Annotated in this window: 22 protein-coding genes and 2 pseudogenes; 8 read left to right on the top strand and 16 right to left on the bottom strand. The window is 67.7% G+C overall.

Annotated elements, in window-relative coordinates:
- Positions 1-116: 116 nt before the first annotated feature.
- Genes ACZ54P_RS31035 through ACZ54P_RS31020 form a run of 4 tightly spaced genes read right to left on the bottom strand, consistent with a single transcriptional unit; the run spans position 117 to position 5,287 of the window.
- Positions 117-2,069, bottom strand: coding sequence for a DUF8034 domain-containing protein (locus ACZ54P_RS31035; RefSeq protein ID WP_465465138.1), 1,953 nt, complete (start codon positions 2,067-2,069; stop codon positions 117-119).
- A gap of 32 nt (positions 2,070-2,101) precedes the next feature.
- A complete protein-coding gene (locus ACZ54P_RS31030; protein WP_465465137.1) occupies positions 2,102-3,046 on the bottom strand; it encodes a carbohydrate ABC transporter permease in 945 nt (314 codons plus the stop codon).
- On the bottom strand, positions 3,036-3,923 hold the full coding sequence (locus ACZ54P_RS31025) for a carbohydrate ABC transporter permease (RefSeq protein ID WP_465465136.1): 888 nt from the start codon (positions 3,921-3,923) through the stop codon (positions 3,036-3,038). Before ACZ54P_RS31025 ends, ACZ54P_RS31030 begins: the two co-directional genes overlap by 11 nt.
- On the bottom strand, positions 3,920-5,287 hold the full coding sequence (locus ACZ54P_RS31020) for an ABC transporter substrate-binding protein (RefSeq protein ID WP_465465135.1): 1,368 nt from the start codon (positions 5,285-5,287) through the stop codon (positions 3,920-3,922). Before ACZ54P_RS31020 ends, ACZ54P_RS31025 begins: the two co-directional genes overlap by 4 nt.
- 344 nt (positions 5,288-5,631) lie before the next feature.
- Here ACZ54P_RS31020 and ACZ54P_RS31015 point away from each other — a divergent pair, with 344 nt between their 5' ends.
- A complete protein-coding gene (locus ACZ54P_RS31015) occupies positions 5,632-6,408 on the top strand; it encodes a FadR/GntR family transcriptional regulator (RefSeq protein ID WP_465465134.1) in 777 nt (258 codons plus the stop codon).
- 32 nt (positions 6,409-6,440) lie between these two features.
- On the opposite strand, the gene ACZ54P_RS31010 is transcribed toward ACZ54P_RS31015, so the two are convergent.
- The 3 genes from ACZ54P_RS31010 to ACZ54P_RS31000 all read right to left on the bottom strand — a co-directional run bounded on the left by ACZ54P_RS31010 (position 6,441) and on the right by ACZ54P_RS31000 (position 8,813).
- A complete protein-coding gene (locus ACZ54P_RS31010; RefSeq protein WP_465465133.1) occupies positions 6,441-6,620 on the bottom strand; it encodes a hypothetical protein in 180 nt (59 codons plus the stop codon).
- A 190-nt stretch (positions 6,621-6,810) separates the two neighbouring features.
- Entirely contained in the window at positions 6,811-8,277 is a 1,467-nt protein-coding gene (locus ACZ54P_RS31005) for an SDR family oxidoreductase (RefSeq protein WP_465465132.1), read from the bottom strand.
- A gap of 50 nt (positions 8,278-8,327) precedes the next feature.
- Positions 8,328-8,813 carry a MarR family winged helix-turn-helix transcriptional regulator gene (locus ACZ54P_RS31000; protein ID WP_465465131.1) on the bottom strand — a complete coding sequence of 162 codons (486 nt, stop codon included), beginning with the start codon at positions 8,811-8,813 and terminating at the stop codon, positions 8,328-8,330.
- 106 nt (positions 8,814-8,919) lie between these two features.
- Here ACZ54P_RS31000 and ACZ54P_RS30995 point away from each other — a divergent pair, with 106 nt between their 5' ends.
- Positions 8,920-10,968 (top strand): MMPL family transporter, encoded by a 2,049-nt coding sequence (locus tag ACZ54P_RS30995; RefSeq protein ID WP_465465130.1) that lies wholly within the window; start codon positions 8,920-8,922, stop codon positions 10,966-10,968.
- Between the two features lie 146 nt (positions 10,969-11,114).
- Positions 11,115-11,299, top strand: a pseudogene (locus ACZ54P_RS30990) (hypothetical protein); the annotation flags it as partial.
- Here the strand turns inward: ACZ54P_RS30990 and ACZ54P_RS30985 are convergent.
- From ACZ54P_RS30985 to ACZ54P_RS30965, 5 genes and pseudogenes are all read right to left on the bottom strand, one after another.
- Positions 11,292-11,351: pseudogene (locus ACZ54P_RS30985) on the bottom strand (hypothetical protein); the annotation flags it as partial. The pseudogenes ACZ54P_RS30990 and ACZ54P_RS30985 overlap by 8 nt on opposite strands.
- 322 nt (positions 11,352-11,673) lie before the next feature.
- Complete coding sequence (locus tag ACZ54P_RS30980) at positions 11,674-12,312, bottom strand: TetR/AcrR family transcriptional regulator (RefSeq protein ID WP_465465129.1); 639 nt, start codon at positions 12,310-12,312, stop codon at positions 11,674-11,676.
- A 1-nt stretch (position 12,313) separates the two neighbouring features.
- Complete coding sequence (locus ACZ54P_RS30975) at positions 12,314-13,522, bottom strand: NAD(P)/FAD-dependent oxidoreductase (RefSeq protein ID WP_465465128.1); 1,209 nt, start codon at positions 13,520-13,522, stop codon at positions 12,314-12,316.
- A gap of 2 nt (positions 13,523-13,524) precedes the next feature.
- Positions 13,525-13,719, bottom strand: a complete 195-nt coding sequence (locus tag ACZ54P_RS30970) for a ferredoxin (protein ID WP_465465127.1) — start codon at positions 13,717-13,719, stop codon at positions 13,525-13,527.
- Complete coding sequence (locus ACZ54P_RS30965) at positions 13,716-15,116, bottom strand: fatty acid desaturase (protein ID WP_465465126.1); 1,401 nt, start codon at positions 15,114-15,116, stop codon at positions 13,716-13,718. The genes ACZ54P_RS30970 and ACZ54P_RS30965 overlap by 4 nt, the downstream gene beginning before the upstream one ends.
- A 192-nt stretch (positions 15,117-15,308) precedes the next feature.
- Between ACZ54P_RS30965 and ACZ54P_RS30960 the strand changes: the two genes are divergently transcribed.
- The 3 genes from ACZ54P_RS30960 to ACZ54P_RS30950 all read left to right on the top strand — a co-directional run bounded on the left by ACZ54P_RS30960 (position 15,309) and on the right by ACZ54P_RS30950 (position 17,767).
- Positions 15,309-16,319, top strand: coding sequence for a hypothetical protein (locus ACZ54P_RS30960; RefSeq protein WP_465465125.1), 1,011 nt, complete (start codon positions 15,309-15,311; stop codon positions 16,317-16,319).
- Positions 16,320-16,418: 99 nt separating this feature from the next.
- Complete coding sequence (locus ACZ54P_RS30955) at positions 16,419-17,315, top strand: hypothetical protein (protein ID WP_465465124.1); 897 nt, start codon at positions 16,419-16,421, stop codon at positions 17,313-17,315.
- Positions 17,312-17,767: an ester cyclase gene (locus ACZ54P_RS30950; protein WP_465465123.1), complete on the top strand. Its 456-nt coding sequence runs from the start codon at positions 17,312-17,314 to the stop codon at positions 17,765-17,767. The genes ACZ54P_RS30955 and ACZ54P_RS30950 overlap by 4 nt, the downstream gene beginning before the upstream one ends.
- Before the next feature lie 48 nt (positions 17,768-17,815).
- On the opposite strand, the gene ACZ54P_RS30945 is transcribed toward ACZ54P_RS30950, so the two are convergent.
- Positions 17,816-18,571 carry a ZIP family metal transporter gene (locus ACZ54P_RS30945; RefSeq protein WP_465465122.1) on the bottom strand — a complete coding sequence of 252 codons (756 nt, stop codon included), beginning with the start codon at positions 18,569-18,571 and terminating at the stop codon, positions 17,816-17,818.
- Positions 18,572-18,713: 142 nt separating this feature from the next.
- Between ACZ54P_RS30945 and ACZ54P_RS30940 the strand changes: the two genes are divergently transcribed.
- Positions 18,714-19,187 carry a DUF4383 domain-containing protein gene (locus tag ACZ54P_RS30940; RefSeq protein ID WP_465465121.1) on the top strand — a complete coding sequence of 158 codons (474 nt, stop codon included), beginning with the start codon at positions 18,714-18,716 and terminating at the stop codon, positions 19,185-19,187.
- A 133-nt stretch (positions 19,188-19,320) separates the two neighbouring features.
- Here the strand turns inward: ACZ54P_RS30940 and hpaB are convergent, their stop codons facing one another.
- Complete coding sequence (hpaB, locus tag ACZ54P_RS30935) at positions 19,321-20,778, bottom strand: 4-hydroxyphenylacetate 3-monooxygenase, oxygenase component (protein WP_465465120.1); 1,458 nt, start codon at positions 20,776-20,778, stop codon at positions 19,321-19,323.
- Positions 20,779-20,810: 32 nt separating this feature from the next.
- Positions 20,811-21,359: a flavin reductase family protein gene (locus ACZ54P_RS30930; protein ID WP_465465119.1), complete on the bottom strand. Its 549-nt coding sequence runs from the start codon at positions 21,357-21,359 to the stop codon at positions 20,811-20,813.
- Between the two features lie 59 nt (positions 21,360-21,418).
- Here ACZ54P_RS30930 and ACZ54P_RS30925 point away from each other — a divergent pair, with 59 nt between their 5' ends.
- Positions 21,419-22,120 carry an IclR family transcriptional regulator gene (locus ACZ54P_RS30925; protein WP_465465118.1) on the top strand — a complete coding sequence of 234 codons (702 nt, stop codon included), beginning with the start codon at positions 21,419-21,421 and terminating at the stop codon, positions 22,118-22,120.
- Positions 22,121-22,195: 75 nt separating this feature from the next.
- On the opposite strand, the gene ACZ54P_RS30920 is transcribed toward ACZ54P_RS30925, so the two are convergent.
- Positions 22,196-23,569 (bottom strand): MFS transporter, encoded by a 1,374-nt coding sequence (locus tag ACZ54P_RS30920; protein WP_465465117.1) that lies wholly within the window; start codon positions 23,567-23,569, stop codon positions 22,196-22,198.
- Positions 23,570-23,576: the final 7 nt, after the last annotated feature.

Genomic DNA, 23,576 nt, shown 5'->3' with positions numbered 1-23,576 from the left:
CGGTGTTGGCCAAAGGCCCGTCGGGTGGGGTGGGTTGGGGGTGGCGGTTCGGGTGGCAACCCGACTCGCCACTCACGACCACGGTGACGCTGGGTCAAGGATGGACTCGGTGATCGTCAAGTCGTCTGAGCGCGTGCCGACGGGGTGCCGGTGAAAGGCAACGCGTCGAAGGGTGTGCGGTAGGACGGAGGCTGGTCTCGCAGGTCGAGGCGCAGCGTCAGGCGGACACAGGTGGAGGGAGGCAAGTCGACTCCGAGCCACGGGCCGTCGACCTGTGTGGACACTGAAGTCACCGTCGGCTGACGATGTCCGTAGTCGTAGAGGTCACCGAGCCAAGACGAGTCCTCGCAGGCGGTGTGCCGCACGCAGCGGATGGAGTGCTCGGCGAACGCCCCCGCCTGCACGACAACGGAACGCGCGGTTCCGGGATCGAGATTGACCAGGTCGAGCGTGGTCGCCTCCGGGTCGATGCTCGACACGAGTGCCGCCACCGAGGGCGGCAGGCCGGGCCGCAGGGCTTCGGCGTCGTAGTAACGCACCCGAGCCTGCTGCAGACCACCGTTGTAGATCACCTGCGGACCACCCCAGGTGAGTTGTACCAGTGCCTCGGTGACGACGGGATTCGACTGCTGCCACAGGTGGATGTCGGCCTCGGACACGTCGTGTTCTCGGTGGCGCTCCATCCGGGCGAGGCGGTGCCGCACCTGCGCCTGCGCGGCGGCCAGGATCCGTTCCGGGTAGTCGGGGTTGTCCCCGGCGAGGAAGGCGAACCAGGGCTCTTCGTGCCCGGCCTCCTCCTTGAGCCGGAACGGTCGCACGGTGCGCCAGTCGTGGCCACTGGCATTACGCAGCGACTCGACGCGCTTCCGGTCGGCGGGTGCGGCCGAGTGATGCCACAGCGCGGCGGGGACCGACATCAGCATCGGGTTGTAGTCGAACCATCCCCGGTCGCCGTGCCGGAACGGTACGAGCAAGGTGGGTGTGTGGACGTCCTCGCCGAGTTGCACGATCCACCTGGACTTCAGGCTGGAGTCCGCCTCGGTGAACGCCATCGTCTTGCCCTGTTGGATGACCTCGTCGAGGGCGGGCCGCACCAGGTCGAGAAAGGACTCGTCGCCGGTCGCCGCGACCGCCGCCAGCGCCGCGATCATCGCGGCGTGCCCGACGCTGTACCAACCGTGTGGCCAGGACCAGCCGTAGTGTCCGCCATACCAGCGACCATCCAGCAACCCGCCGACCGTGCCATCCGGGCCGACGTTGTCGGGGACGATGCCGCCGTTGCCGTCGGCCCGCTTCCGCCACGCCCCGACGTAATCGGCGATCCAGTCCCGATAGCGCTGCTCTCCGGACAGCAGCAACGCGTTGAGGACGAGCCCCGAGGCCGCCAGGTTGACCGCGGTGTCGCCCACTGCCATCCGCCGTCGCATTTCCTCGCCGAGGCGCGGGTCCCGATCTCGCCGCGGTTCGGCCTCGCCCGGAGGCAGCACCCAGTCCAGCGGAAAGCCGTACATGCGGGCTTCTTGAGGCAGCCAAGGATAGGACTCGCCGTCGAACAACCCTTCCCGGTGCGGATCGCTGCCGTTGTGCGGCCGGCGGATGATCCGGTGTTCGGGGTCGTAGTTGCCGTGCGCCGGGTCGACGTAGAGCTCCGCGAAGCGCAGTGCCCGCTCGGCCCAGCGATCGGGCGCGGCCATACACAGGAAGTAGAACATCTGCAGGCTTTCGCCTTGATGGAACCAGTCGTAGCCGCGCTCGTACTCGCCGTGGAGCATGCCCAGTCCGGTGAGCTGGCGGGTGACCCCCTCCCAATGCCATTCGGACGCGGGCAGGAGGTCATCGGCACCACCCAGAAGGTAAAGCTGGGGCCAGTTGAAGAAGGTCTCGTAGAAGTCGTCCACGCCGTCGCGTGAGGTGAGCCGGGCCTGGTAGTTCAGCTGCCCGTCGGCGCCGGTGAAGTCGTGCTCGAACCGGCGCCAGGCATGGTCGAGCAGGTCGAACAGTTCACGTTGCGCGATCGCCCAGTTCGGCGGCTCGAGCAGGGGCACCGAGGCGGTGATGACGGGATGCATCCGGGGCGTTCTCCGTTCCGCGGGTGGGGCGATCACTCCTTGGTCGCGCCGGCCAGCATTCCGGCGACGAGGAATCGTTGGGAGAAAAGGAAGACGACGAGTACCGGGATGATGGCCACCAGGGTCGCCAGCGCCAGTTGGGGGCGCTGGACCGCGAGTTCGCCGACGGTCGGATTGAACTGGGGGACGTTGTTGAGCAACTCGCCCAGGCCGACCTGGACCGGGAAACGGTCGCTCGCGGGCAACAGGACGTAGGGAAGGAAGTAGTTGGTCCAGTTGGTCACGAAGCTGAAGAAACCGACCAGTGCGACGACCGGAGCGGCCAGTGGCAGGGCGACGCGGCGAAACACCCCGAATTCCGAGCAGCCGTCGAGTCTGGCGGCGTCCAGCAGTTCCCTCGGCAGCGCGGTGGTGAAGAAGATGTAGGCCAGGTACACGCCGAACGGGTAGAACGAGTACGGCAGGACGATCGACCAGATCGAGCCGATCAGGCCGACGGCGTTGAGCTCGAGAAAGAGCGGTACCACCAGGGTCGCGTTGGGCATGAGCATCACCACGAGGGTGGCCACCAGCAGCGTGTGCCGACCGAGGAACTCGGTCATCGCGAGCGCGTATCCGGCCGGAATCGCCACGCACAGCGTGATGACCAGCGCGAGACACGAGTACAGCGCGGAATTGCCCAGCCAGCCGAAGATCGCGTTGTCTCCGAATGCTGTCAGCGCTTCCCAGTTCGCCCGTAGCGCCTGCCACGACCCGAGGGACAGCGGGTGGCCGTGGACGAGCTGGTCGTCGGTCTTGGTGGCGGCCAGCACCAGCCAGAGTGCCGGGAGCGCGAAGAAGAGCAGGAAGAACACAAGGACCACTGTGGACAGTGGGTTCGGCAGGTCGCGGCGAGGACGCGCGCGGCGCGAGATCACCGGTCGCGGCGCGGTGACGGGGCCGGAGCCGAGCGTGGACCGCCGGGTGTCAGTCGGCATCGAAGAACCTCGATCGCGCGACGAACAGACCCGCGGCGATGAGCCCGGCCACCAGCAGCTCGACCGAGATGGCGGCGGCGGTGTTGACGTTGTCGTTCTGGAAGGCGAAGTCGTAGGAAAGCTGGTTAAGCGAATAGTCACGACCGGCGACTCCGACACTCGCTTGAGACAGTAGTTGCGGCTCGACGAACAACTGCGTCCCACCGGCGAACGCCAGGATCACCATGTAGACGATCCATTTGCGCAGCAACGGAAGCTGGATGCGCCGCGCGATCTGCCAGGGTCCAGCACCGTCGATTCGTGCCGCTTCGACAAGGTCCGGTGAGATGTTGTTCAACGCCCCGTACAGCACCACGATCCACCCGCCGGCGCCGGTCCAGAACGCGATGAGAGTGAACAGGACCGGCAGGTGTCCCGGCGCCACCACTTGGCCGAAGGTGTCGAAACCGAACGCACGCAACAGGAAGCCGACCGGGCTGACCGCCGGATCGAGCAGGAACAGCCAGACCAGGACGCTCGCCGCTCCGGACAGTGCGCCGGGAAGGTAGTACAGGAAACGCAAGGACCTGCCGAGGGCGCGGGAGGTCACGCGGTGCAGCAGCAGTGCGAGGCCGACCACGAACACCACTAGGGTGGCCAACCAGAAGACCAGGTAGAGCGCGACATGCCCGACGGCCGAGGCGAACCGGAAGTCGCTCGCGGCGGTGGTGAAGTTCGCCAACCCGACGAAGTCGCCCTGGGAATCGGTGAAGGCGAAGTAGAACGCGTAACCGATCGGCACGACCCCGAACCCGGCCAGCAGTACCACGTAAGGCGCGACGAAACCGTAACCGGCGCGGCCACGCCGGCGCGCTACGGCGCTCGACGGCGAGGTCATGGGCTGACTTGGTAGCCGTCGGACCGCGCGTGGTCGGCGATCGCTTTCCGCCACTCCGGGAGCATCGACACGATGGTCTTGCCGGCGTTCAGCCCCGGGGTGACCGTCGCCGCCCAGATCGCCTCCTGGCTGAACTGCCCGTAACCCCAGCCCGGCCACACCTGCCCCGCCGCGGCCTGCAGCGGTGGGGCGATGTCCTGGGCGTAGTACCCGGAGGAGTTCTGGTTCGCCAGCCAGGTTTTCGCCGCGGGCTCGTATGCCGGGTAGCCGGGGGCGGTCTTGCCCTGATAGTCATCCGACGTGGTCACCCAGGTCAGGAAGTCGGTGGCCGCCTTCAAATTCGCGCTGCGGGCGGACAACAGCCAGGTACCACCGCCGACATTGCCGACCGAAGGGGTGCCATCGCCGGACCATTGCGGCATCGGGGCGACCGCGGTCCGGCCTGGCGGAACTTTGAACGTACCCTGGAACAGCGAGCCTCCGTACCACGCGGGCCCCGGCATCATCAGGATCTTGTCGGCGTGGTTCTTGCCGAAGTCCGAACTGAACACGCTGCTGGTGGACAGCGTGCGGTTCTTGATCAACGTGTCGAGCAGCGAGGCCATCCGGGTGCATTCCAGGCTGCTGGTGTTCACTGTGACGGCCTTGGGCCCGGTGATCTGGTTGGCGCCGCATTTTCCCGCCCACAGATAGATTTCCGGGGTGAACGTGTCGCCTGCGGAACCGACCAGGTAGCCGGGGTGTTCGGCGGCGACCTGCTCACCGAGTGCCTGGTACTGCTCCCAGGTCGTGGGGACTTGGTACCCCCACTGCTTCATCAAAGACGCGTCGTACCAGAGCACGGTCTGGGACAGATCGTTGCGCAGACAGTAAAGCGTGCCCTCGACCAGGCACGGGTCGTTGGCACGGGGAGCCCAGCCGTCGAGAAGCGACTGCGGGATCAGTCCCTTGTTCAGCGGCGCGGTGAACTTCGCTTGTACAGCCCAGGTGGTCTCGTTGTTCTGCGAACTGAAGACCACGTCCGGCCAGCCACTCCCGGTCCGATTGAACAGACTCACCTTCGTCTGCAGGTAGTTCGAGCCGTTGGCGCCACCGTCGTAGGTGACGATGTCCATCGGCACCGAAGGGTTCTGCTTCTGATAAAGCTGTGCGGCGGCCAGACGCGTCGAATCCACCCACACCGTCAACTTGCCGCCAGTCTGTTCCACCGGCGTGAACTCGTTCTGGGCGCCCGCGGGCCCGCCACCATTGCCGCAGGCTGCGACCGCGGCCAGGACCAGGGCGGCACCACCGGCCAGCAACGCCGTCCGCCCGCGGCCCTTCCTGGAAGTCGTTTCGCCGCCCGCGTCGAACTTCGCTGTCATGAGCTACTCCACTACGTTGTGGTGCCGACCGATCGAGGCACTGCGAGCTCAAACTTCCAGTATGTGTCTTACTCATTTTTGCGCCACAGGCAGGCAACAACCGAATCATTACTGGGGTCCATGAGAACGCCAGGACGGAGTACCTTGGTTAGATCACACATAACAGCCGCCCGAACGCAGTCAGTCAAGAGATGAACCTGACTAATCCGCCGATCATCGGAACCTGCCGCGTCCGTTTGGCCCTGTCGCGAGGGCAACGTCCACACGCCGCGCAGGTAGGGTCAGGTGGAGTCCGACGATGACTCACACTCTTCTGGTGGTCCTACGATGTAGGAGGCATGCAGGTGGACAGTGAGCCTCTACCGGCCGGCGCCGGCGCGCCCGCGCGGGAGCAGGATGTCGGCTCGTCCGGCGGGTACCGGCCCGGTTACGAACTGGTGGCCGAGCGGATCCTGCACCTCATCGCCGAGCTGAAACTGCGGCCAGGTGACCGCATGCCCACCGAGAACGACCTGGCCACCCGGCTGGGCTCGAGTCGTACCGTGGTGCGGGAAGCGGTCAAGATCCTCTCGGCCATCGGCCGGATCCGGGCCCAGAAGGGCAGGGGGCTCTACGTCGCGGACGACGACGGCATGCTGGGTTCGGCACGCTGGGGAGGATTCTTCCTGCCCACCGACCTCGACCACGTCTACATGCTCTTCGAGTTCCGCCGGGTCCAGGAAACCGCGGCCAGCCGGCTGGCGGCCACCCGGGCGACACCGGCCGAACTGCGAGCCATCGAAGCCGCCGCCGAAACCTGCCACCAGGGCCACCTGACCGATCAGGCCGCGCTGTTCGATCGCGGCGACGACGACTTCCACCTGGGCATCGCCGCCGCGTCACACAACGACTTCCTGGTCGCCTCGGTGCGCGAGGCCCGCCGCCTTCAACGCCAGTCCAGCACCATCGGCCTGCACGGCACGGTCGGCGGCCACGCGGAGGGAGCAATCGAGGAGCATGCCGCCATCTACCGGGCGATCCGCGACGGCGACCCGGAAGCCGCGGCACAGGCCACCGCCGTCCACCTGGACAACACGCTGCAGGACTACCGCCGCGAGATCCAGCGTCGAGTCTTCGGCTGACCTCGGCGCCATCAAGGGCACGCTCGCCGGGGTCATGTCGAGCATGCTGTCCGGCGGGCCAGCTCGACCAGGATCTCCTCCCCACCCCGCACATCCCCTTCCGAGACGGTGGAGGAGATGCGGGCGAGGGGGCGGATGATCGCGTCGATCTGCGCGCCGCCGACCGCGCCCTTCGCGGCGGCTTCGGCGGTCAAGGGCGCGAGAGGCGGCATGCCAACTGGCCATGACCTGAACGATACCGAAGATCGAACACATGTGCTAGCCCGATTAGCGTAGCGGTCAGCCGCCGCTCATTTCACCCCATAGAGGTCAACCTGCGGCCAAACAACTGCGCCGAGCAACAAACTTACGAGACGCGTAGGCGCCTTCTCGACCCGCAAAGCGCCACAACGGAATCGCCGCTCACGACGGCATGGCCGCTTTCTGCGCCGCCCCGGTGATGTTGCGGACCATGCCGCCGAAGATGACACCGTGGAACGGCGCGATCCCCTTCCAGTACGCGTGCCCGGCGAAGCCGTGCGGTTCGAACACCGCGCGCTGCCGGTAGATCGCCCCGCCGTTCCCGTCGGCCTCGACGCCGAGCTCGAGCCAGGCCCGCCCCGGCAGTTTCATTTCCGCGCGGAGCCGCAGCAGCCGTGGCCGGTCGAGGTATTCGACGCGCCACCAGTCCAGTGCCTCGCCGAGGTGCAGGCGTCGCGGATCCCGGCGGCCGCGCCGCAGCCCGACGCCGCCGGCGAGCCGGTCGGCCCAGCCTCGGACCGACCACGCCAGCGGGAACGAGTACCAGCCGTGCTCGCCACCGATCGACTCGATGACGTCCCACAGGGCTTCCGGCGAGGCGTCCGTCCTCTGTTCGCGCTTGTCCTCGTAGACCGTCCCGCCCGCCCAGTCCGGGTCGCTCGGGAGCGGATCCGAAGGTGCCGATGCGGTCGACGCGTCGGACCAGCGGGTCGGTACGTCGGCGTTGCGGATCCGGGTCAGCGCCAGTTCGACGGCGTGTTCGTAATGGGCCAGGCCCGCTTCCGGGTCGGGGATGTGCTCGGCGATCGCGTGGTCGTGGCAGACCACCTCGTGCACCAGCGATTCGATCAGCGGGGCGGCGATCGACTTCGGCACGGGGGTCACCAGGTTGACCCACTGCGCCGAGAGCCACGGCGTCAGCACCGGCACGGGTACGATGGCTCGCCTCGGCAGCCCGGCGACGACGGCGTAGCGGCGCATCATGTCCAAATAGGTCAGGACGTCGGGGCCGCCGATGTCGAAGGCACCTTGCACGTCGGACGGCAGTTCCGCGGCGTGTACGAGGTAGTGCAGCACGTCCCGGATGGCGATCGGCTGGATGCGGCTGTGCACCCAGCGCGGGGTGACCATCGCCGGGAGCCGCTCGGTCAGGTAGCGCAGCATCTCGAAACTCGCCGAACCCGAACCGATGATCACCGCGGCCTGCAGGACGATGGCCGGCACCCCGGACTCCAGCAGGACCCGGCCGACCTCGGCCCGCGACGCCAGATGCGGCGACAACTCGTCGTCGTCCGGCACGATGCCGCCGAGGTACACCAGCCGTCGCACGCCCGCCGTCTTCGCGGCCTCGGCGACCGTGCGCGCCGCCTCCCGGTCGATTTCGACGAAATCCTTGCGCGACAGGGAATGCACGAGATAGTAGACGACCTCGCCGTCGGCGAGCGCCTGCTTGATCGACGCCGGATCGGTGACGTCGCCGCGTTCGACCTCGACCCGATCCCGCCACGGCTCTTCGGCGACCTTCTCCGGAGAGCGCGCCACCACGCGGACTTCATGGCCGGCGTCGAGCAGTTGGGGCACCAGCCGCCCGCCGACATAACCCGTCGCACCGAGCACCACACATCGCATTCCACCGAGTCTTCCCGGCGGAGGCCGGTGGCGCAGCCCGAGTGGCCCGTTCAGGGGGCCAGGCGCCCGCGGACCTCCACCGTCGCGGCGATGCTGCTCCGGAGGAACCGGGCGACCGTCCGGCGCTCGTCCCGCCCCAGGTCCCGCCATGCCGCGGAAAAACGCTCACCCAGCGGCAGGAAGAACTCGGCCCCGATCTGGCGTGCCTGGTCGTGCATACGCAGCTCGACCTTGCGCCGGTCCGTCGCGCTGCGGTCCCGGTAGAGATGGCCGGCCCGCTCGAGCCGGTCGAGCACCGCGGTCGTCGCGGACGCGCTGAGGTGCAGCGCCTCCGCCAACCGGCTCGGACTCATCGGTGCGCCCATCTTGGCCGCGTCCATGATCACCGCGAGCGCGTTCAGGTCGGTCCGGTGCAGGCCGTGCGCCTCCCCGAACATCTCGGCGAACCGGTCGGACTCGACGGTCAGTTGACGCAGCAAGAGGACGAGCAGGGCGTCCGTGACCTCCTCATTGTCTTCAGCTTCGACTTCAGCCACGTCCGAAACCTCCCCTCGCGCTGCACCGTCCGGGTGACCACTCTACTATTTCGATCGTCGAACTATTCACTCGTCGAAGTAGTACTGCCACGGGAGCCATCCGCTCATGATCTCGGAAGTCGAACGCCCCACCCGCACCCGGTCACGTCTGCGCTGGCTACTCCCCGCCCTCGTGGCGGTCGCCTGGCTGATCTTCGGCGGCTTCGGCGGCCCGTACGCGGGCAAACTGAGCCAGGTCACGGAAAACGACAGCAGCAGTTTCCTCCCCGCTTCGGCCGAGGCGACCGAGGTCGGCGAACTCCAGAAGCGGTTCTCGAGCGCCGCCGTCATCCCGGCGATCGTCGTCGCCGAGCGGCCGTCCGGCCTGACCGACGGCGACAAGCGCTTCCTCGCCGACCGGACCTCGAACGCTCGGCTCGTCCCCGCACCGCAAAGCGATGCCGGGGCTCAGGTCGTCGTCCTGCTCGACGCCAAGGGCGATCCCGGTGACGGTGTCGAGGCACTGCGGGAGGCACTGGCTCGCGACACTCCCGACGGCTTGAAGGTCCTCGTCACCGGCCCCGCCGCCCAGGTCGCCGACCTCAAGGAGGCTTTCGGCGGGATCGACGGGCTGCTGCTCCTGGTCGCGGGCGCGGTGGTCGCGCTCATCCTGATCATCGTCTACCGGAGCCCGCTGCTCCCGCTGTTCGTCCTGCTGTCGGCCGTGTTCGCCCTCGGGACGGCGAGTCTCGCGGTGTACCTCCTCGCGGACAACGACGTACTGGCCTTGAACGGGCAGAGCCAGGGAATCCTCTTCATCCTCGTCTTCGGCGCCGCCACGGACTACGCGCTCCTGATGGTCTCGCGTTATCGCGAAGAACTCCGGACGACCGACGACGCCCGCGCCGCCCTGCGCACCGCGTGGCGCTCGACGATCGAACCGATCGCGGCCTCCGCCGGAACCGTGATCCTCGGCGTCCTCTGCCTGCTGTTCAGCGACTTGAACTCCAACAAGGGACTCGGCCCGGTCGCCGCCATCGGCATCGCCGCCGCCCTGCTGACGACGATCACCTTCCTGCCTGCCGTCCTGGCCTTGTGCGGCCGCAACGCCTTCTGGCCCTTCCGGCCGACGGTGGCTCCGCCCCGCGACGAGACCGGCAAGCTTTGGGGACGCGTCGCCGGCTGGGTCGCGCGCGCTCCCCGCACGATCTGGATCGTCACCACCGTCGTCCTCCTGGCGGGCGGCGCGTTCCTGCCGCAGCTCAAGGCTTCCGGCACGGCCCAATCCGACGTCTTCCTCACCCCGGTCGATTCCGTGGCGGGGCAGGAGGTCCTCTCCCGCTACTTCCCCGGCGGCTCCGGCTCCCCCACGGTGCTCATCACCCCTGCCGGACAAGCCAAGACCGTGACCGAACTGGCGCGCGTCCCCGGCGTCTCGGACGTTCGTCAAAGCGGTGAAGCCGGCGGGCTCGCGAAGATCGACGCGGTGCTGGCCGATCCTCCGGACTCCGACGCGGCCGTCGCCACCGTGGAACGGATCCGCGCGGCCGTGCACCCAGTGGAGGGCACCAAGGTCGGCGGCCCGACAGCGACCCTGCTCGACACCAGGACGACTTCCGAACACGACCGGATGGTGATCATCCCGATCGTCCTGCTCGTGATCTTCCTCGTGCTCGCCCTGCTGCTGCGCTCGCTGCTCGCGCCGCTGCTGCTGATCGCGACGGTGGTGCTGTCGTTCGCGGCCACGATGGGCGTCTCGGCGCTGGTGTTCAACCACGTCTTCGACTTCCCCGGCGCCGACCCGGTCGTCCCGCTGTTCGGCTTCGTCTTCCTTGTCGCGCTGGGGATCGACTACAACATCTTCTTGGTGACCCGGGTCCGCGAGGAGGCGGGCAGGATCGGGACCAGGGAAGGAACCCTGCGCGGCCTGCGGGTCACCGGCGGCGTGATCACGTCCGCGGGCGTCGTACTCGCCGCGACCTTCGCCGCCTTGGCCGTCCTGCCGATCCTCTTCCTGGCCCAGCTCGCGTTCATCGTCGCGTTCGGCGTTCTGCTGGACACCCTGCTGGTCCGGTCGCTGCTGGTACCGGCTCTGACGGTGGACGTCGGGCGGAAGATCTGGTGGCCGTCGAAACTGGCGAAAGCAGACCACGGACAAACGCCGACAACCAGCTGAGGACGTGGCGGAGCGCGAATGATACCGACCAATTTAAGTCAATTGATTGACCGCCGGGCTCGCGACGGTGGACTCGTTGCGCCGCAAGGGACATCCGGACGAGATCACGGTGCTGGGCGCTGAACCGCATCTCCCCTACGACCGGCCAGATCCACGTGCACGGAACCTCTTCACCGACGCTGAAGTGTCCATTGTGGAGGGCGAGCCGACCGCACGCCGGTTCGTCGCGGAGTACCGGCGGAACGGTGTGGTGACCGGCGTCCTCGGCTGGAACATGCCCGAACAAGCCCGCCTGCGTCGATCCCCTCGGCCCTGCGGACCGCCTTCTTGACCGGCAGCACGTAGGCACCGCGTTTGGCCTCCAAAAGATCGACGTTTTCCATTGCTGCCACCGATACCGACCTGGACGCGGACGGCACCGAACCCACGGCGCGGACCGTCGGTGATCTCACGGATCTCCTCGGAGATATTCCGCCTCGTGAGTGGTAATGGGGGTTATAGAGGGTTAAGGCATACGTGGCGTGTTCGGGCGGGGTGGTGGCTTGGGTGACGTAGCGCCGTACTCGCGTGCTTGGAGACGGATCTCGTGTGCTTGGAGGCGTAACACCCGAGTGCGGGGTCCAGGCACGCGAGTCCCGTCTCTGAGCACGCGCGTCACGCCTCCGCCCTGCCCCTCACATTCGTCTTTCTTCTCAATAACCGTCATTACCACTCTCGAGGCGGATGCCGCAGTGAGCGGGCCGTCGAAGTCCCGAGCACACGCGAGGCCATCCACGCCAAAGCGTCGGCCGTGCGAGCCGGGGTGTCCGACGGCTGCATGATGTGGCTCAGCACCGTCCGGACGACGACGTCGATCGCCACGTCGAGCTGCGCGGCGTCCAGCGGCGGGCCGTAGGAGCGCACGCGGCCGCGCAACATGACCGTCGCTTCGCTCAGCAGGCTGCCCGCACGGACCGTCAGCAGCGGCAGCAATTCGGTGTCGGCGCCGTGCGTCGCGGAGACGATGGCGCGCAGCAGGAGGTTGTCGTCGGCGAGTTCGAGAACGCCGCGAACGGCGTCGTGGATCGCCTCGACGAGGTCGTCGGGGTGCCGTTCGAAAGCCTCCCGGACGACCGAGAGGAACCTGCCGAGCTCGTGCGAGATCATCGCTTCGGCCAGCTGGGACTTCGAACCGAGTTCGTTGTAGACGGTCTGACGGCTGACGCCGACGATCTCCGCGAGTTTGCTCATCGTCACCGACGACCAGCCGGAGCGCACGGTCAGTTCGATCGCCGCCGCAACGATCGGCTGCCGGTACGGGCCACCCGTAGCGGAGACGGAGGGTGCCTCGCTCATGATCGTCATTCTAGGCCGCCGTTCCCGCCGCGAACGCCAGCGCCTCCGGCCAGGGTGCCCGTCCGGCGATGTGTCGGCGGTACTTCATGATCTCGCGCGGCCGGTCGACGGTCAGGGCGCCGACGATCCGGTCCCCGCGCCGGTACAGCGCGGTGAAGCCACCGGAAGCCGGAACGGCGGTCACCACCTCGTCCGCGCGCGGGGTGCCGACGAACTGGATCCGGTGGTCGTACCAGTCCGACCAGAAGTACGGCACCGGCGCCAGGGCCCGCGCCGACTCCGGGGCGAGCGCGTGGCGAGCGGCCGCGGCTCCCTGCTCCGCGGCGTTCGTCCAGTGTTCCAGTCGCATCAGATCGCCGTCGAACAGCGGGTTCTCGGCGTGCGCGACGTCCCCGGCGGCGTACACACCCGGTATCCCGGTCGCGAGGGTGGCGTCGCAGACCACGCCGCCGTCGCGCTCGTGCAGCGGGACCCCGCTCCCGGCCAGCCAGCCCGTGGCCGGGACGACACCGATGCCGGTGACCACCAGGTCCGCGGGCAGCGTCTCCCCGGTCGAGAGCCGGACGCCGGTCACCACGCCACCGGCCGACTCCAGGCCGGTGACCGCCGTGGACAACCGCAGTTCCGTGCCCGCCTCCCGGTGCAGTGAAGCGCACACCTCGCCGGCCTCGGCTCCGACGGATCGGACGAGGGGGACGTCGAGCGCCTCCAAGATCGTCGCCGCCAGCCCGCGTTTCCGGGCCGCGGCGGCGACTTCCGAACCGATGAACCCCGCCCCGATCACGACCGTGCGTGCCCCGCGATCGAGTGCGGCCCGGATGGCCAGTGCGTCTTCGGCGGTCCGCAGCGCGTGGACCCCGGCGATCCCCTCGCTTCCGGGCAACCGTCGCGCCGTGGCGCCGGTCGCGATCACCAACGCGTCGTACGACACGGTCCGGCCCGCCACCGAGACTTCCCGCGCGGCTGTGTCGAGCCCGTCCGCGGGCGCGCCGAGCAACAGGTCGACGCCGAGTTCGTCGCGCAGCACCGCCTCACTGTGGAACGGCTCGGCCCGGCCGGGACCGTCGGCGTCGAGGAACGTCTTCGACAGTGGCAGCCGGTCGTAAGGCGGATGCACCTCCGCGCCGATCAGCAAGATCCGCCCACGGTAGCCGTCCCGGCGCGCGGCCTCCACCGCGCGCAGCCCGGCCAACGACGCTCCCACGACGACCAGGGTCATGATCAGTCCCGCAACTTCAGAGCGAGGACCGGGCAGGCGTCGACGGCTGCCGTGAGGTCCTGCCGGTACTCCTCGCCGGGCCGCTCGTCGAGCACCACGACGGTGCCGTCGTCACCCACTTCGAAGAAGTCTGGCGCCATCGCCTCGCACATGCCCAGGCCGTCGCATTTCGCGCGGTCCGCCTCGATCCTCATCATGCTCCGACCCTTCCCGGCGCCACGAAATCGATCTTTTCCCGCACCCCGCAGTCCGGGCAGCACCACGAGTCCGGGATCGCCGACCACGGTGTTCCGACGGGGAAACCCTCACGCGGGTCGCCGAGTTTCTCGTCGTAGACGTAGCCGCAGCCGGGGCACATCCCACCCTCGGACGCGTCGCCGTAGGTGTCGGCGGCTACGCGGGACGGCGCGGTGACCCGGGTTCCGTGGCGCGCGAGGATCTTGGCGCGTTTCGACGGCTGGATGTTGGCACGGGAGATGTCGCCGTCGAAATGCGCGAACACCCGCGGGTCCATCACGCGACGCCAGAGCGGCGGGAACAGGGCCAGCACGATCATCCCGGCGTATCCCGTCGGCAGCACCGGCGATTCCGCGAAATCGCGCAGCGTCTGGTAGCGGCGGGTCGGGTTGGCGTGGTGGTCACTGTGCCGCTGCAGGTGATACAGCAGGACGTTGGTGGCGATGTTGTTGGAATTCCAGCTGTGGCTGGGATCCACCCGTTCGTAGCGTCGCCGGTTCGGCGGACCGACCTTCTGCCGCCGCATACCGTAGTGCTCCATGTAGTTCACGACTTCCAGCAGCGAGAACCCGATCACCGCCTGGATCACCAGGTACGGCAGGATGCCGACGCCCAGCCAGGCGATCATCGCCGCCCACAGCACCGCCGACATCAGCCAGGCGTTGAGCACGTCGTTACCGATCCGGAACGGATGCCGGTCACGCCGGGCATACCGCTTGCGCTCCAGTCCCCACGCGGATTTCAGCGCACCGAACACCGTGCGCGGCCAGAACCGGTAGAAGCTCTCCCCCACCCGGCTGCTGGCCGGATCCTCCGGTGTCGCCACCCGGACATGGTGGCCGCGGTTGTGCTCGATGTAGAAGTGGCCGTAGAAGCTCTGCGCCAGCGCGATCTTCGACAGCCAGCGTTCGTGGCTTTCCTTCTTGTGCCCGAGTTCGTGCGCGGTGTTGATGCCGATCCCGCCGATGCAACCGATCGAGATCGCCAGGCCCACCTTGTCCACAACGGACAGATCGCCGCGGGAGATGAGCCAGAACGCCGCCACGAAACCCGCGTACTGGATGGGCAGGAACGCGAAGGTGATCCACCGGTAGTAACGGTCTCGCTCCAGCCTTTCGATCACGTCGTCGGGAGGATTGCTACGGTCCAGGCCGGCGAGCAGGTCGATCAGCGGCACGACGACCAGGATCACGATCGGCCCGATCCAGAACCACACGCCCCAGCCGGTGGCGACATGCAGCCCGATAGCGAGGAAGGCGAGTGAGGGGACGACCAGTCCGATCAGCCACAGGTATCGCTTGCGGTCGGTCCACCGTTCGGTCGAGCCCGCCGGGACCGTGCCCGTCATCTCGCTCATCGCACCCTCCTCCATTGACTGGGTTTACAAAACCATAAAGTATGTACACCCCGTTTGACAAGTAGCCACCTTTTGTAAACCCACCGTTGCTTCATTTCGTGAGAACTTGGCGATATCTTGTGTTTGTAAGGAAACTTACTTAACTTGTGAAAACACGCCGCGACCCACTTCGTCCGCCCCGAAGGAGCGCGAATGCCTCGATCATCCCGTCGGATCCGACCCGCCGCCGTGGCCGCCGTGGCCGCCACCCTGCTGGTACTGCCCACCACGTCCGCCACCGCGAGCACCATGGCGAACAGTTCCTGGCCGGGCGCTTCCGCCGTCACGAACGCCGACGGCTCGAACGTCCTAGGCGGCAACATGAGCGGTCTGTCCTTCGGCGGACCCGACGTCCTGTGGGCGGTGAAGAACGGGCCCGGCACGCTGTACCGCCTCGTGCGCAACGGCACGAAATGGCAGCCGGACACCGCCAACGGCTGGTCCTCGGGCAAGGCGCTGCGCTACCGCGACGGCACGGGCGACCCCGACGCCGAAGCGGTCGTGGCCACCCCGGACGGCGTGGTCGCGGCCACCGAACGCGACGGCGACAACAGCAAGACGAGCGCGCTCAAGGTGCTCCGGTACGACGTCTCCGGCACCGGCAAGACGCTCACCGCCAAGGCGGAATGGAATCTGACGGCGGATCTTCCGAAGGTTTCGGCCAACGACGGTCTCGAAGCCGTCTCATGGGTCCCGGACAGTGCCCTCACCGCGAAGGGGTTCGTGGACGAACGCACGAAAGCGCCGTACAACCCGGGAAGCTACCCCGGCCACGGCACCGGCCTCTACCTCGTCGGCCTCGAGAGCAACGGGATGATCTACGCCTACGCGCTCGACCAGGCGGGCGGGAAGTACACCCGCGTCGCGAGCTTCGCGAGCGGACTCGACTCGATCATGGAACTCGAGTACGAAGCCTCGACCGGCAAGCTGTGGGCTGTCTGTGACGACAACTGCGGCGGTGCCTCGACAACCCTCGCCGTCGGCACGCAGGGCAAGTTCGCCGTGACCGCCGCGTACGACCGTCCGAGCGGGATGCCGGACTACAACAACGAAGGCTTCGCCATCGCGACTGCCTGCGCTTCCGGAAGCAAGCAGGTGGTCTGGGCCGACGACGGGAACGAAGGCGGCCACGCGCTCCGCGCCGGCACCCTTTCCTGCGGCTGAACCGGCACCGTTCCGGCGCGGATCCCCGGAGCCGCGCCGGAACGGAATGCATCGATTTCGGCCTTTGTTCCCACCGGCACGATGGCTTATTTTATCGGCATGAAATTCGCCTCTCTCGCCATTATCCCGGCATTGGCCGCACCTCTGTTCCTGCCCGCCACGGCTTCGGCGGGCAGCGGCTGGGAATCCATCGGAACCGGCATGACTTCGGGCGCCAGCGGTATCGCCGTCCTGAGCCGGGACGACAGCCGCGTCGACGCACTCGTCCTACGGGACAACAAGAAAGCCGGTGAGAATCGGGCGTCCCGGGTCCGGCTCGTCGACGGTCGAGTGTCCAAGGTGGACCCGATCGACTGGCCTGGCGAACTTCCGGTCGACCTGGAAGCGGCCGAAGCGGTGCCCGGAAAAGCGGGCGAATTCATCGCCCTGGCCAGCGGCGGCGAAGGTTTCCACCTCAAGCTGGACGGCCGGCGACTGAAAGTACTCGGCACCTTTCAGGTACCGAAGGGCGACCCCGGCGACAATTACGAGAGTTTCGCGCTGAAAAAGATGAATGGCCGATTGTTCGCGGTCTGGGCCGACCGGGGCCAGGACACGCGCCCGGCGACGCTGTACTCCGCGGAGTTCTCGGTGCCGACACTGTCCTTCGGGAAACCGAAGGCGATCCCGTTCCGCGTCTCGTACCCCGCCACCGACGTCCGGCACGCCTCGGACGTCGAAATCACCGCGGACGACCGGATCCTGATCTCGTCGGCCTCCGACCCCGGTGACAACGGCCCGTTCGACTCCGCCGTGTACGCGGCCGGATCGCTCCGCTCCGACGGTTCGATCGCCCTCTCCCCCGCCCCGGCGAAGATCGGCGACTTCCCCGGCCACAAGATCGAGGCGATGACCTGCCTCTCGCGCTCGTGCGACAGCCTCCTCTACGGAACCGACGACGAAGCCGCGGGCGGTAGGGTCCGGATCGTCACCAGTAACGAGCCGGAGGACCAGTGATCAGCGAAGACCTGCGCGAACGCCGCCTCAAGATCGTCGAAGAACACATGAACACCGAGGTGACCCAGGAGTTCGACCGGACACTGGGCACTTTCAACGGCCATCCGCGCTACGAGATCATGGCGACCGGGCAGATCTTCGATGGCGACGAAGAGGTCATGGACTACTACCGCATGACCCGCACGGCCTTTCCCGACCAGCGGCACGAAAACGTCCGCTACCACTTCGCCGACGAGTCGGTCGTCGTCGAGTTCGACCTGCTCGGCACCAACCTCGGCGAGTTTTACGGTCGCCCGCCCACCGGCAAGGCGTTCCGGGTGCCGATCATCGCGGTGTTCTTCTTCGACGAAGACCGGATCACCAACGAGCGGGTCTATTTCGACGCCGCCAGCCTGATCACCCAGGCGGGGCACGCCGAGCTGCTGACGCTGCTCGCGGCGGGCGGGGCCTGAACCAGCGGGCTGAGTCCATGGCGGTCCACATCGGCGAGCGGACGTCGTTCAGCCTCCGAGGCGCGAAAGGCCGAACGCGGTGAGGAAGCCGGCGACCGTGATCAGCCCGGTCCACAGGTGCGCGTCGTCGAAGGCCTCGGGAATCATCGTGTCGGCGATCATGGCGAGAATCGCCCCGCCCGCGAGTGCGGTGATCACGGCCAGGATGGTGCCGGACGCGCCACCGAGGAGACCGTAACCGAGCAGTGCCGCCACCCCGCTGATCACGGCGATGCCACTCCAGAGCGTGAAAACATAGCGTGGGCTCCGGCCTGCCCGCTTCATCCCCGAGGCGCTGGAAAGTCCTTCCGGGACATTGCTGATGAAGACGGCCGCCACGGTCACCACACTCACCTTGCCCCCGCCGAGCAGGCTGGTTCCGATCACCATCGACTCGGGGATGCCGTCGAGCAACGCGCCGAGCGCGATCGCCGTACCGGAACCGGCCTGCTCCGACTCGGACGGCTGCAGGTCACCCGACCGCTTGCGATGGCGCGCGCCTCGCCGGGCGAGCACGATGTTGGCGAGGGTGTAGATCAGCGACCCGCCAAGGGCGCCCAGGGCCGTCGGCAGGAAACCGCCCTTTTCGTGTGCCTCGGCGATCAGTTCGAAGGACACCGCCGAGATCAGGACCCCGCTGCCGAAGGCCATCACGCTGGCCACGGCCCGGCTCGGGATCCGGACCAGGAAACCGATCATCGCGCCGACCAGCAGGGCCGACCCGCCCAGCAGACCCCAGCCGCCCGCCGCGAGCAACTCCGACACGCGTCCTGTCTCCCCTCCGACGGCGATGCGTCGTCCCGTGCGCCCAGCGTCCTGCCCGGACGCGGTGGCCTCACCCGAGGAATGCCCATCGCCCGCCGCGCGAAACAGGTTTGGCCGGGAGAGAGCAGGGTAGCCGGGCCCCATGACCCGAACACCCAGCCCCACCAGGCGGCATCCGCCCCAAGTGGCCGCGCTCGCCGTCGGTGTGATCTTCCTGCTGGTCGGCGTGCTCGGCTTCATCCCGGGTATCACGACCGGCTACGACGAACTGAAATTCGCCGGACACCATTCCGAGGCGCGACTGTTCGGCCTGTTCGCCGTGTCGATCCTGCACAACCTCGTCCACCTCCTGTTCGGAGTCCTGGGCGTGCTCGCCGCGCGCAAGCCTGCCGCTTCCCGGGCGTTCTTGATGATCGGTGGCGGTGTCTACCTGCTCTTGTGGCTCCTCGGCCTGGTGATTCCCGAGGACAGTCCCGGCAACTTCATCCCGCTGAACGGCGCCGACGACTGGCTGCACCTCGCGCTCGGCCTCGGCATGATCGCGCTGGGTCTGGTCACCACCGCCCTCGAACGCAAGCACGGCGACTATCCCGAGCCGGATCTGCAGCACCAGTGACGGAACAGGCCGGGCCCGCCGCGCGAAGTTCGAACACGGCCGCAGTCTGACCAATTTCCTGGAATGAACCAAGTTGACGTGGTGCGCACGGCCCCGAGACAGCGGAGAGATAGTCGCCTGACCTACCACATTGTCAGTCCTCCCGTGCCAGCAACTCCCGCACCCGTTCTTGCAACGCCTCCCGCGGATACGCGTTCACCTGGGCACCGGCCATCCGCACCGGGTCGCCGAAGAAGAAGTACTCGTACAGCGACTCCCGCCCGGCGAAGCTCGAGACCGACGCGTCGAGCGCCAGCTTGAACAGCCGCGCACGGTCCTTGGCGGGCAGGGTGGCCGACTGGAGGTAGACGTCGATGTCGGGGCGGCCTTCCGCCTCGAAGTCGGCCTCCCCCGGCAGGGCCATGAGCCCGGACGCGGAAAACTTGCGGATGATCTCGGTCAGCCGCGGCGAAACCTTGGTGGGGTACCAGTTCCGGGCGGCGTTGAGGACTTCCCACTTCGGCAGGAAGACTCCGTCCTCGCTGACCGCGCCATCGGCTTCCGCCGCGCGCAGCACGGCCTTCTCGATTTCGACGTAGGAGATCAGCTCCGACAGATCCTGCTGGATGTGCTGGAACCCGCCGATGCCGATCGCCGCGGCGATCTCACTGGCGAGCCCGAGGTAGAACTCGGTCTTCGCCAGCGTGCGGGTGACGACCTGATGGGTCATCAGTGCGCCGGCGCCGGTCTCGGAATACCACGCGTTGCACAGTTCCGGATGCCCCAGCAGGAAGACCCGCTCGTTCGGGACGAACACGTCGTCGAAGACCACGACCGCGTCCATCTCCTCGAAACGTGAAGCGAGCGGCTCGTCGAAGTGCGAGCGGCCGTGGTGGAGTCCGGCGCGGCAGAAGTACTTCAGGCCGGGTGCGTCGTTCGGGATCGCGAAGGCGTAGGAGTACGGGGCGTCCTCGGGGGTGCCACGCAGGACGGTCGAGGGGAACACCAGGAGTTCGTCGGCGATCGGCGCGATCGTGGCGAGCATGCGGGCACCGCGGACGACGATGCCGTCCTCGCGCTCCTCCACCACTTTCGCCGAGAGATTGCCACCACCCTGCTGGCTACCGGATACGGAACGATTGACCTGCGGTGGGATCAGCGTGTGGGTCGCGAGAAGATCGTTCTCGCGGGCCCTCTCGTAGTACTTCTCGATGCGCTCACCGAAGACGGGATCGGCCTGGGAGAAGAACTTCTTCGCGGTCGAAAGCGCGGTGAGCGACGAGTTCATATAGTCGCCTGTCCGGCCGAGAAAACCGTGGGAATACTGGGCCCACACGGAGAAAGCGGCACGACGGCGCTTGAGATCCTCTTCGGTGCGCGGCACGAGGAACGACGTCCCGACGCGCTCCCCCGTGGTCGGCGACTCGTAGGTCAGGACGTCACGGTGCGCCGGGTCGTGCTGGAGGTCGAACAGCTTCGCGTAGGTCAGCGCGTTGTTGCGGAAGGCCGGGTGCTCGGCGACCTTCGAGGTCACCTTCTCGCCGTCGACGTACAGCTCCGGCGTCATCGCGTTGAGCTTGTCGAGGTACTGCTGTCCGGTACGTGCTCCCATGTCGTGCTCCTCCTGAAGGGTGGACGTCGTTGTCAGAACAGGGATTCGTGGCCTTGCGTGGATTCGTGGACGGTCGAGAACTGCCCGTTGACGAAGCCGAGTGCGTCGCCGGTGCGGTAGTCGAACTCCCGCACCTCACCGAGGAACAGGGTGTGGTCGCCGCCGTCGTAGGCGGCCCACGGCGTGCAGTCGAACCAGCTGAGGACGCCGGCGAGCCGCGGCGCGTGCCCGCCTTCGACCCAGACGGGCGCGCCTTCGGGAGTCGGCCGTCCGGCGAAGTTCATCGCGAGCGCCTGCTGTTCGGCGCCGAGGACGTTGACCGCGAACGGCCGCCCCTCCAGCAGATCGTGACTCTTGACCGTGCGCTGGATCGACACGAGCACGAGCGGTGGCTCCATCGAGACGGCGGTGAACGAGTTCACCGTCAGGCCGTGCCGCTTCACCGAGCCGTCGGCGGTAATGGCGTCGAAGGTCACCACCGCCACGCCCGTGACGAACCGGCCGAGACAACCCCGGAAGAACTGCGCCGGTGGCCGATAGAGATTCGAGCCCGGCGAGAAACTGGTTTCGCGTGACATCATCGTCGGATCCTGTTCTATAATCGAACAGCCAGTTCAACTATCGAAATGGATCGTATACGATGGTTTCGGACTCCCGCAAGACCGCGAGCACGTCCCAGACGCTCAGCCGTGGCATCCGCGTACTCGAAGTGCTCGCCGACGCCCAAGAAGCGCTCAGCGTCGACCAGATCGCCGAACGGCTCGGCGTGCACCGGTCGATCGCGTACCGGCTCATCCGCACGCTCGAAGACCACGGACTGGTGACCCGCGATCCCGGCGGCCGGATGGAACTCGGCGCGCGGCTCGCCGCCCTCGCGGCCGGGATCAAACACGACCTGCAGGCCGCCGCGCTCCCCGAGCTGACCACGGTCGCGAACGAACTCGGCATGACGTGTTTCGTGGCGGTACTCGACCGCGAAGAGTGCGTGACCCTGGTCAGCGTGGAACCCCGGCACGCCGTCGCGTCCGTCGCGCAGCGCCCGGGGTCCAGGCATCCGTTCACCGCGGGCGCTCCGGGGCGCGCGGTCCTTTCCCAGCTACCGGCCGAAGAATGGCCGGAGGAGGTCGCGGAAGAAGTCCACGAAGTGATGATGCGCGGATACGCGGACAGTCATGGCGAAGTGATCGAGAACCTCAGCGCCGTCGCGGTGCCGCTTTCCTTGCGCGGCCACAATCCCGCCGCGCTCGCGGTGGTCTACCTGTCCAGTGCGCACGCCCCCGCCGAACTCGCGGAGCGGCTGAAGGCGGCGGCGAAGGCCGTCCGTGACGCCCTCGGCGGGTGAGTCGTCAAGGCCTCCTTAACCAGTACTCGTGAGTGGCGATTCGGGTTAGAACACGAATCGCCACTCACGACCTCGCTACTTACCGAAGCGAAGCGGGCTCACCGCCTGCTCCGCCTCGTGGTCCGGGCCGAGCGGGATCCCCGACCGGTCCCGCAGGAGCAGCGTGGCGATGAGGCCGATCACCGTCATCCCCGCCAGGTACACGGCCACGGACCACGAAGTCCCGGTCGCCCCGACCAGCGCGGTGGCGATCGTCGGCGCGAACGCGCCACCGAGGATCGCGCCGAGCGCGTAAGAGATCGAAACGCCGGAAAATCGGATCGACGCGGGGAACAGTTCCGCGTAGAACGCCGCCTGCTGGCCGTAGGTGAACCCGAGCCCGACGCTGAGAATGATCAAGCCCAGCGCCAGCAGTACCACATTTCCGGTGTCCACCAAGGGAAAGAGCACCGCGACCCCGGCGAGTTGCGCGGTCCAGCCCAGGACATAGGTGCGCCGCCTGCCGATCCGGTCGGACACCGCACCCGCCGCCCACGTCGAAAGCAGCCAGGTCGCCGCCGACGCGGTCACCGCCCACAGCACCGGGCCGCGGTCGAGTCCGATCGGCCCCTTCGGGTTGGTCGCGTAGTTCTGGATGTAGCCGCCGGTGGTCATGTAGCCGACGGCGTTGTTGCCCGCGAACACCAGCGCGGCCACCAGGACGAGCACGGCGTGCTTGCGGAACAGCTGGATGATCGGGGTCCGGGTCTGCTCGCGCCGTTCGGCGATCTCGCGGAAGACGGGACTTTCCTCGACACGGCGCCGGACGTAGTGCCCGACCAGGATCAGCCCGACGCTGAGCAGGAACGGGATCCGCCAGCCCCAGTCGAGGAACGCCTGACCGGGGACGAGCAGGCTGGTCAGCGCGAGCACACCGGAGGCCAGCAGCAGCCCGAGCGGGACACCGATCTGCGGCGCGGCGCCGAACAGGCCTCGGCGTTTCGACGGCGCGTGCTCGACGGCCATCAGCACGGCGCCGCCCCATTCACCGCCCGCCGAGACACCCTGCAGGACCCGCAAAAGGATCAGCAGCACCGGCGCGAGGACGCCGATCTGGTCGAAGGTCGGGAGCGCACCGATCAGCGTGGTCGCGGCGCCCATCAGGATCAAGGTCAGCACGAGGACGGCGCGGCGGCCGTACTTGTCGCCGAAGTGCCCGGCGAGGAAGGCGCCGAGCGGGCGGAACAGGAAGCTCACGCCCACGGTCGCGAAGGACACGAGCGTGCTGTTCGCCCCGAGGCCGGAGAAGAACAGCTTGCCGAAGACAAGCCCGGCGGCGGACGCGTAGACGAAGAAGTCGTACCACTCGACCGTGGTGCCGACGACGGTCGCGAACGCGACCCGGCGCCGATCGGACGACGGCGGGGCGACGCGGCCTGGCGTGCGTTCATCCTGCGCTGGATTCGACACCTTGACT

The sequence above is a fragment of the Amycolatopsis sp. NPDC034160 genome (assembly GCF_055575355.1).
Note: the sequence above shows the minus strand (reverse complement) of the source record. Positions and strands in the feature narration are given on the sequence as shown.

Bases quoted from the DNA above. Each gene is read 5' to 3' on its own strand.
- ACZ54P_RS31035 (WP_465465138.1), bottom strand. From the start codon at position 2,069: ATGCATCCCGTCATCACCGCCTCGGTGCCCCTGCTCGAGCCGCCGAAC.
- ACZ54P_RS31030 (WP_465465137.1), bottom strand. From the start codon at position 3,046: ATGCCGACTGACACCCGGCGGTCCACGCTCGGCTCCGGCCCCGTCACC.
- ACZ54P_RS31025 (WP_465465136.1), bottom strand. From the start codon at position 3,923: ATGACCTCGCCGTCGAGCGCCGTAGCGCGCCGGCGTGGCCGCGCCGGT.
- ACZ54P_RS31020 (WP_465465135.1), bottom strand. From the start codon at position 5,287: ATGACAGCGAAGTTCGACGCGGGCGGCGAAACGACTTCCAGGAAGGGC.
- ACZ54P_RS31010 (WP_465465133.1), bottom strand. From the start codon at position 6,620: ATGCCGCCTCTCGCGCCCTTGACCGCCGAAGCCGCCGCGAAGGGCGCG.
- ACZ54P_RS31005 (WP_465465132.1), bottom strand. From the start codon at position 8,277: ATGCGATGTGTGGTGCTCGGTGCGACGGGTTATGTCGGCGGGCGGCTG.
- ACZ54P_RS30995 (WP_465465130.1), top strand. From the start codon at position 8,920: ATGATCTCGGAAGTCGAACGCCCCACCCGCACCCGGTCACGTCTGCGC.
- ACZ54P_RS30980 (WP_465465129.1), bottom strand. From the start codon at position 12,312: ATGACGATCATGAGCGAGGCACCCTCCGTCTCCGCTACGGGTGGCCCG.
- ACZ54P_RS30975 (WP_465465128.1), bottom strand. From the start codon at position 13,522: ATGACCCTGGTCGTCGTGGGAGCGTCGTTGGCCGGGCTGCGCGCGGTG.
- ACZ54P_RS30970 (WP_465465127.1), bottom strand. From the start codon at position 13,719: ATGATGAGGATCGAGGCGGACCGCGCGAAATGCGACGGCCTGGGCATG.
- ACZ54P_RS30965 (WP_465465126.1), bottom strand. From the start codon at position 15,116: ATGAGCGAGATGACGGGCACGGTCCCGGCGGGCTCGACCGAACGGTGG.
- ACZ54P_RS30960 (WP_465465125.1), top strand. From the start codon at position 15,309: ATGCCTCGATCATCCCGTCGGATCCGACCCGCCGCCGTGGCCGCCGTG.
- ACZ54P_RS30955 (WP_465465124.1), top strand. From the start codon at position 16,419: ATGAAATTCGCCTCTCTCGCCATTATCCCGGCATTGGCCGCACCTCTG.
- ACZ54P_RS30940 (WP_465465121.1), top strand. From the start codon at position 18,714: ATGACCCGAACACCCAGCCCCACCAGGCGGCATCCGCCCCAAGTGGCC.
- hpaB (WP_465465120.1), bottom strand. From the start codon at position 20,778: ATGGGAGCACGTACCGGACAGCAGTACCTCGACAAGCTCAACGCGATG.
- ACZ54P_RS30930 (WP_465465119.1), bottom strand. From the start codon at position 21,359: ATGATGTCACGCGAAACCAGTTTCTCGCCGGGCTCGAATCTCTATCGG.
- ACZ54P_RS30925 (WP_465465118.1), top strand. From the start codon at position 21,419: ATGGTTTCGGACTCCCGCAAGACCGCGAGCACGTCCCAGACGCTCAGC.